The organism is Vibrio sp. 1641, from assembly GCF_033339995.1.
GTDB classification, from domain to species: Bacteria; Pseudomonadota; Gammaproteobacteria; order Enterobacterales; family Vibrionaceae; genus Vibrio; species Vibrio alginolyticus.
On the sequence record NZ_JAWOVP010000067.1, the window covers coordinates 1 to 953 of the forward strand.

Genomic DNA, 953 nt, shown 5'->3' on the forward strand with positions numbered 1-953 from the left:
TCTTTCATTCTTGCCAAAGGTAGGCAGCGCTACTGCTGCGCAGAAAAGCTCGCAACAGCCAGTGGTGTGGATGGCGGTCAACTAGCGATGTTTGAGACCAAGCCAAAGAAAAAAGACATTGAATTACTGGAAACCATGTATCGCTCACTCGCTCAAGGGAAATGGGATGGTGACCGCGACGCTTGGCCTAAACCTATAGACGACCGCATCTGGCAATTGATTGTCAGCGACAAACACAGCTGTAATAACAGTTTGCCAGGTCACAGAGGGTGCCCGTTTCAAAAGGCGCGCTCTGAGTTAGATAAAAATGACGTGATCATCGCGAATCACTCTCTCGTTATGGCTGATGCTGACTTAGGTGGTGGCGTAATCTTACCAGAGCCAGAAAATACGATTTATGTCTTTGACGAAGCTCACCACCTGCCTCACGTCGCCCGTGATCACGCTTCAGCATCCGCGAGTTTAAAAGGCGCAGCAGCGTGGCTAGAGAAGCTGAATCAGTCAATCAGTAAATTTTCATCACTGGCTGATGAGAAACGTGTCGCTCGATTCCGCAATGACTTGCAGGACTCGGTGCAAAACTTAATACCTGCGCTCACTCAATTGACTAAACAGTTCGACCCAGCTCAGTTTGAAGAAGGCATCTACCGCTTTGAACATGGTGAACTGCCTACTTGGCTAGAAAACCAATCTAAAGAGCTAAAGCAGTTCAGCAAGAAAGCAAACCAAAGCGTCGCGAAAATCGCCGATCTTATCGCAGAAAGAGTCAAAGATGGCGAACTCGCGGCAAGATTGGCCGAGCCTGCGCTCGCTGAACTAGGTTTCTATATTCAACGACTAGAGAACCTCGGTCAAGTTTGGCATTTAATGGCAGAGCCAACACGAGAAAAAGGAGCGCCTTTAGCGAGATGGCTAGAAACTCACCCCGATCGTGAAGGCGATTTTATTGTGAG

The 953-nt window shown here is 48.5% G+C and carries 1 pseudogene; it reads left to right on the plus strand.

Features of this window, described 5'->3' with window-relative positions:
* Positions 1 to 953 (plus strand): annotated as a pseudogene (locus tag R7Z47_RS24190) (ATP-dependent DNA helicase DinG); the annotation flags it as partial.